The 6,004-nt window shown below is 60.2% G+C and carries 5 protein-coding genes; 4 read left to right on the forward strand and 1 reads right to left on the reverse strand.

Features of this window, described 5'->3' with window-relative positions:
* The 3 genes from KF784_19410 to KF784_19420 form a co-directional block, all read left to right on the forward strand.
* On the forward strand, positions 1-2,145 hold a 2,145-nt coding region (locus KF784_19410), incomplete at its 5' end, for an aldo/keto reductase (GenBank protein ID MBX3121234.1).
* Positions 2,146-2,219: 74 nt separating this feature from the next.
* Positions 2,220-2,795: an OmpA family protein gene (locus tag KF784_19415; protein ID MBX3121235.1), complete on the forward strand. Its 576-nt coding sequence runs from the start codon at positions 2,220-2,222 to the stop codon at positions 2,793-2,795.
* Between the two features lie 210 nt (positions 2,796-3,005).
* Positions 3,006-3,389, forward strand: coding sequence for a CBS domain-containing protein (locus KF784_19420; GenBank protein MBX3121236.1), 384 nt, complete (start codon positions 3,006-3,008; stop codon positions 3,387-3,389).
* Positions 3,390-3,624: 235 nt separating this feature from the next.
* Here KF784_19420 and KF784_19425 read toward each other — a convergent pair whose 3' ends face one another.
* Positions 3,625-4,314 carry a response regulator transcription factor gene (locus tag KF784_19425; GenBank protein MBX3121237.1) on the reverse strand — a complete coding sequence of 230 codons (690 nt, stop codon included), beginning with the start codon at positions 4,312-4,314 and terminating at the stop codon, positions 3,625-3,627.
* Positions 4,315-4,573: 259 nt separating this feature from the next.
* Here KF784_19425 and KF784_19430 point away from each other — a divergent pair.
* The coding region (locus KF784_19430) for a hypothetical protein (GenBank protein MBX3121238.1) at positions 4,574-6,004 on the forward strand (1,431 nt) is incomplete at its 3' end.

A 6,004-nucleotide genomic window follows, 5' to 3' on the forward strand; every position in this document is an offset into this window, starting at 1 on the left:
ACCGACTTCGCCGACGCGCAGCAGGGCGGATTTTTTACCACCGCAATCGGACATGAAGCGTTGATCCTGCGCAGTCGCGAAGGACCGGATGGAGCCACGCCGAGCGGGAATGCCGTTGCCGCTTCCGTGCTGGCGCGCCTGTCCTATCATTTCGCACGAGAGGACTTTCGTCAGGCTGCCGCCGCGGCGGTTCGGGCCTATGGCCGGCAGATCGCGCGCTACCCGCGGGCGTTCGCCAAAAGCCTGCTCGTCGTCGACCTCCTCACGAACGGTCCCGTGGAGATCGCCGTCGTCGGTGCGGTTGACGCTCCGGGGACCAGGGCGTTGCGCGCCGCTGTGAATCGGGTCTACGTACCCCATCGCGTGCTCGCTCATCGGGCCACGTCCGATGCTGTCACTGCACATCCCCTGCTGCAGGGCAAAACGTTGGTCAACGGTCAGCCTGCGCTGTATGTGTGCCGGAATTTCTCGTGCCGTCGGCCGATCACCGATCCGTCGGAACTCCCCGCCTTGCTCGACGCGCCGCAACAGGCCGCAGCGGCGACCTCGGCGCAGAAGGTCTTGAGTGGTTCGTTGCAACCAGGGCATGCCACGGCTCAAGGCACGGCGGCCTATGCCGCGCGACACATTCATGCCGCGTCCGGGGCCGGGTCGTTGGCCCATGGGTTCGGTCCGTTCGGTGCGACGGGTTTGACGGTGAGCCGCCTGGGGTTCGGCACCTATCGTGTGGGTCTGCGCGAAAAGGAACAGCGTGAGGCGTTGATCAAGGCGCTCCGCGCGGGCTGTAATCTGATCGACACCTCCACAAACTACATGGATGGAGAGAGTGAGCAACTCGTCGGCTCCGTCCTGCAGGGATTGATCCGCGCCGGAGACCTTGCGCGGGAAGAAGTGGTCGTGGTGTCGAAGATCGGGTACGTCCAGGGGCAGAACCTGACGCAGGCGCAAGCGCGGGAAAAATCCGGCAAACCCTATCCCGAGACGGTGAAGTACGGCGACGACATCTGGCATTGTATCCATCCGGATTTTCTGGCCGATCAATTGACGTTGTCGCTGGATCGGTTGGGCCTGGCCACGTTGGATGTCTGTCTGTTGCACAACCCGGAGTACTTTCTCTCCCATGCCACGAAGCTCGGCGGGGCCGAAGCGCGTCCGCTGCCTGAACTCCGTGTCGAATTCTATCGGCGGTTGCAGCGGGCCTTCGAGTATCTCGAAGGACAAGTCCAGGCCGGTCGGCTGCGCGGGTATGGCGTCTCGTCGAACACCTCCACTGCCGGAGCGGACGACCCCGGCGCGACTTCCCTGTCCCGTATGATCGACGCGGCCACGTTGGCCGCACACAAGGTCGGTATCTCGTCCCATCACTTCACCGTCTTGCAGTGTCCGATGAATCTCTACGAATCCGGCGCGGCTCTGGTCGCCAACACCGGCCCCGGCAACGGCAGAACGTTGCTGGAGGAAGCGATGCAGGCGGGCATTGCCGTCTTGGTCAATCGTCCCTTGAATGCGATGCCGGCTCAGCGCGGCGGAGTCGTCCGGTTGGCCGATGTGTCGGTACCGGCAGCCGAGGCAACCGTCGAGGCGCAGAGAGACAAGGTCGCGGCGCTTGAAGAGGAGTATCGTACGAGTCTCGCGCCGGCGGTGACGCACAGCGGACAGGGCATGCTCCCGAGTGACTTTTTTCGATGGGCCGATGAATTGACCCGCATTCGTACGCAGGTCCAGGGACTCGAACATTGGGAACAGATTGAACAGCACATGATCGCGCCGCATGTGAACCAAGTGCTGCGCGCGTTAGCGGAGGCATTCACCGGTACCGTGGCGGAGCAATGGGAATCCTGGCGGGATCGGTATGTGCCTGAACTGCTCGCGCTCTTGAGAGGTCTGCAACGGGAAGCGGCGGAGCGCAGCCGTCTGCGTACCGAAGACTTGCATCGTACGCTCAATCCCCTGCTGCCGGAGCCGAGGCGCGCGGCGACCTTGTCGCAGAAAGCCTTGTGGGTGCTACGCAGTACTCCCGGTGTGACCTCGGTGCTTGTCGGCATGCGTTCGCCGACCTACGTAGACGATGCCTTCCAGATGCTGCAATGGGACACCGTGTCGCAGCCGCAGCATGTCTACGAGACCTGCGCCGGAAAGAAGTAGCTTGCCTCGTTTGCTCGATTTGATTATTCTGTGCCTCATTCGATCCACGAATCCACTCTGCGCCGGAGGTTTCCATGAAATGTTTGCGCCCGTTCGCCCTGCTCGGTCTGTGTGCCGTCGCTGCCCTCCTGTTCCTTGACGGCTGCGCGAGCAAAGCGGGAACCAGCGGAGGAAAGACGGTGACGCCGTCCAAGCCGCGTGTCGAGGAGCAGGTGGCCGCCGCACCGGTCCAGGAAATTCCCCCCCCGCCGGAACCGACGCCCGTTCCGTTGCGCTCGGTGGAGATGGCCGCACGCAACGCGACCGGAGAGCACAATATTCCCTTTCCCGATGTGTTGTTCGACTTCGATCAATACGTATTGCGCGACGATGCCCTGACTGCGGTGGAGGACAATGCCAAACGCTTGAGAGACCACCATGTCACCAAGGTGCTCCTGGAAGGCCGCTGCGACGAAATCGGCACCTCGGAATATAATTTGGTGTTGGGTGAACGGCGCGCCCTCTCGGTCAAACGGTACTTGGAATCGCTGGGCATGAGTCAACTGCAGGTCGATGTCACGAGTTACGGCAAGGATCGCCCCTTGTGTTTGCAGCACAACCCGGTCTGCTGGCAGAAAAATCGGAGCGTCCACTTCGTCGTCAAAGAGTAGCGCCTCGTTCGTGAAGGTTCCGTCGATGGCGGCATGCACCGAACCCGGTCATGCCGCCGCGTTCGTTCTCTTCCCTTCGCAGACGTAACACACAATTTACGATCGTCTAACCTGCCTGGAACGCGGAGCGCGTATCGTCCTGTGTCAACCATCGGTTCTGGATGCGGAGGTATCGGACCGGGTGGGAAACAGATCAGGGAGGTTATGCGTATGGTTACAGTCAGTCAGTTGATGACGACACAGCTGGTGACGGTCCCGGTCGGCACGTCGGCGGCGGACGCCGCCAGAGTCATGAATGAACGGCATGTCGGGAGCGTGTTTATCGAGCAGGACGAGCGTGTGGTCGGCATTGTGACGGAGTCCGACATCGTGCGCAAAGTCGTCGGAGAGAATCAGCCGGTGCATTACGTGCCGGTGGAATCCATCATGAGCAGCCCCGTCATCAGCCTGGATGAGCGTCGCTCGATCACCGAAGCGGCCGATCTCATGCAACATCACCACACGAGGCATCTGGGTGTGTTAAAGAGCGGCGCGATCGTCGGCGTGCTCTCGGTTCGCGATCTGTTGCAGCCGGTGTCGGTGGACGAGTTTTAACTCGCCACCGCATCGAGGCTCTCCATCGACGGTGTCCCGACTCCAGGCTCGTCGGACTCTTCCCCTATTCGTTTCCATCATCCGGTCTCTCCCCTACCCTGGCGGCTCGCACTACTCTCTCCTGCCGTTCGGGCACATGTCTCGGACATCGTTCACGCTCACGAGGCGATGCGCAAGCGGCAGTCTGTGGCCGGATCGGCGGTACGGGCAAATTTGGCGAGTCGAACGACGCGCGTTAGGACGCCTGGAGCTTGTACCCGATGCCTCGAATCGTGACGACGAGTCGGGGCTTGGAGGGATCCGCCTCGATCTTCTGACGCAGGGAGTGAATATGGACATCCAGCGCATGTTCTTCGAGGGCGTAATCTTCTCCCCAGACGCGATTCAACAATTCCTGTCGGGACAGCACAACGCCGGGCGAGAGCAAAAACTGATGAAGGATACGAAATTCTTTCGGCGTGAGCTCGACCAGTGTTCCTCCGACCTTCACCTCATGGCGCGCGGTATCCATCGCGAGGCTTTGGGCACGAAGCACAGATGGAGCGGCCGCCGGCATCTGTTGTCGACGCAGGATCGCCCGGATATGCGCCAGCAGTTCTCGGGAGTGCGGAGAACAAAACACGAGGTCGAATCCGGACTCCAACTCGGTGAGGCATTCATCTTGGCCGCAGGATTTGTCGAACGGTTGCAGAACAATGATGGGGACGGTAGAAGGAAACTGATCTCGACGGCCGCCCTCCGTCACGAGGAGCTGTCGATCCAACAGAATCAGGACCGGACGCCGCTGCCGAATCTCGCTGAGCGCGGAGGCGATGGTCGTCACCACGCAAGTCGGATAGCCGTTCATCTCGAGCCATTTCCCCAGCAGGCCGGTCGCTGCGTGGTCGGCGCTCACCAACAGCAGCATGTTCTCCCTGTCGCTCATGTGTCTGAACCCTCCTGTATCGCGATCGACTATGGCCCCGCGAGATTGTTCGACGGTAATCGACATGTTACGTGCGCGTAAATTTTCCCGTCGTCCGACTCTTCCCAACGGCTGTTTACATAGTCTTAACCAGGCGGTGACAGGGCTGTCACGAAGCGCACCGATAGTGCGCCCGTGTATTCATCAGGTTTTATTATCCGTACTGAAGGTCACGGTCATGGACCGATCGGTACAAGCATCACACCATGAGGAGGCATGAATGAAGTACGGGGGGATGTGTGTGTTACACAGGTCTGCGGCGGCGATCGGTATCGCCGGCGCGCTCCTGTTCTTGCCGTTGCAAGCATCGGCCGGTGCGAGCAAGGCCGCGCCGACGGTGATCGCCCAAGGGCCTGTTCAATCCAGCCAGGCGCTTTCCGCCATGGAGACGGTACCCCAGGCGATACCTACTGCGAATAGTATCGACCGGGAAACATCGGGACAGCGCCTCTCAATCGAGAGTACGTCCCTTGAAAGTCTGTTGCTCGAGAAGGGGGTGATTACGCAGGAAGACTGGATTCGCCTCAAGGCCGAAGAGGAACGTCGTATTTTCGAGCAGTCGGCGGAATTGCAGATGGCCGGCAATCCACGTTGGTACGAGCGCATTCGCATCACCGGCTACATGCAATTCAAATACAACATGGGCGCGACCGATCGGCGGTTTGATTTGCCCTTGAACGATAGCTTCGGCGATCAGCAGGGAAACGAATTCTATGCCAGACGGCTTCGCCTGGTCTTCCAAGGTCAGGTATCCGAGCGCGTGGCCTTTTTCACCCAGTTCGCTCTGGAAGGCGGACAGCAGACGCTGGCGAACAATGAAATGATCGACGCGTACTCAGACTTCTATATCACCAAGGACAAGGAGCATCGGATCCGGTGGGGCCTCCATCGTGTTCCCAACTCCTTCGATACCTACCGTTCGAGCACCAATCGACAGGAAATGGACCGGCACGAATCGGTACAGAGCGGCGCGCCGGGGGAACGAGACCTAGGTGTGGCCTACTACTGGAGCCCGAAAGTCGCGCAAGAGCGATTTGCCCAATTGGCGGCCTATCATAATGGACCGGGCGACTACGGCGTGTTCGGCATCATGGTCTACAATGGTCAATCTCGGAGCCGATTGGAGCTGAACAAGGACAAGCACATTGGAGCCAAGTTGGCCTATCCGTTTCAGTTTCCGAATGGGCGGCTTTTGGAAGCCGGTGTCCTCGGCTACCATGGAGTCTTTGCCGTGCAGGGAGCGAGTCAACCGAATGTTGCGAGTGCGGCCAGATGTATCAGCCCGCTGACGTCGGAAGGTGGCTGCGATATCAAGGATCAGCGGGTCACGGCCTATGTCTGGACCCCGCCACAACCCTGGGGACTCTTGGCTGAGTTCACCGTGGGGCGAGGCCCGAAACGAAACGCGCAAACCAACTTCATCGAGGAGAGCAGCATCGCGGGTGGGTATGTCCAAGGGTATTACACGTGGCGCTACTCCGATGTCGGCATGCTGACGCCTTACGTGCGATACGGCGAATACTATGGTGGATTCAAATCACTCAATGGAGCGCCGGACGGCCAATCTCGCACCTGGAATTTGGGTTTGGTCTGGGAGCCGGATACACACTTCAGATTCGTGGCGGACTGGGTCTTTAAAAACGGTCTGAAC

It is taken from the genome of Fimbriimonadaceae bacterium (genome assembly GCA_019638775.1).
In the GTDB taxonomy this organism is placed as follows: Bacteria; Armatimonadota; Fimbriimonadia; order Fimbriimonadales; family Fimbriimonadaceae; genus JAHBTD01.

Coding starts and splice junctions, on each gene's coding strand:
- KF784_19415 (MBX3121235.1), top strand. CDS start 2,220: ATGAAATGTTTGCGCCCGTTCGCCCTGCTCGGTCTGTGTGCCGTCGCT.
- KF784_19420 (MBX3121236.1), top strand. CDS start 3,006: ATGGTTACAGTCAGTCAGTTGATGACGACACAGCTGGTGACGGTCCCG.
- KF784_19425 (MBX3121237.1), bottom strand. CDS start 4,314: ATGAGCGACAGGGAGAACATGCTGCTGTTGGTGAGCGCCGACCACGCA.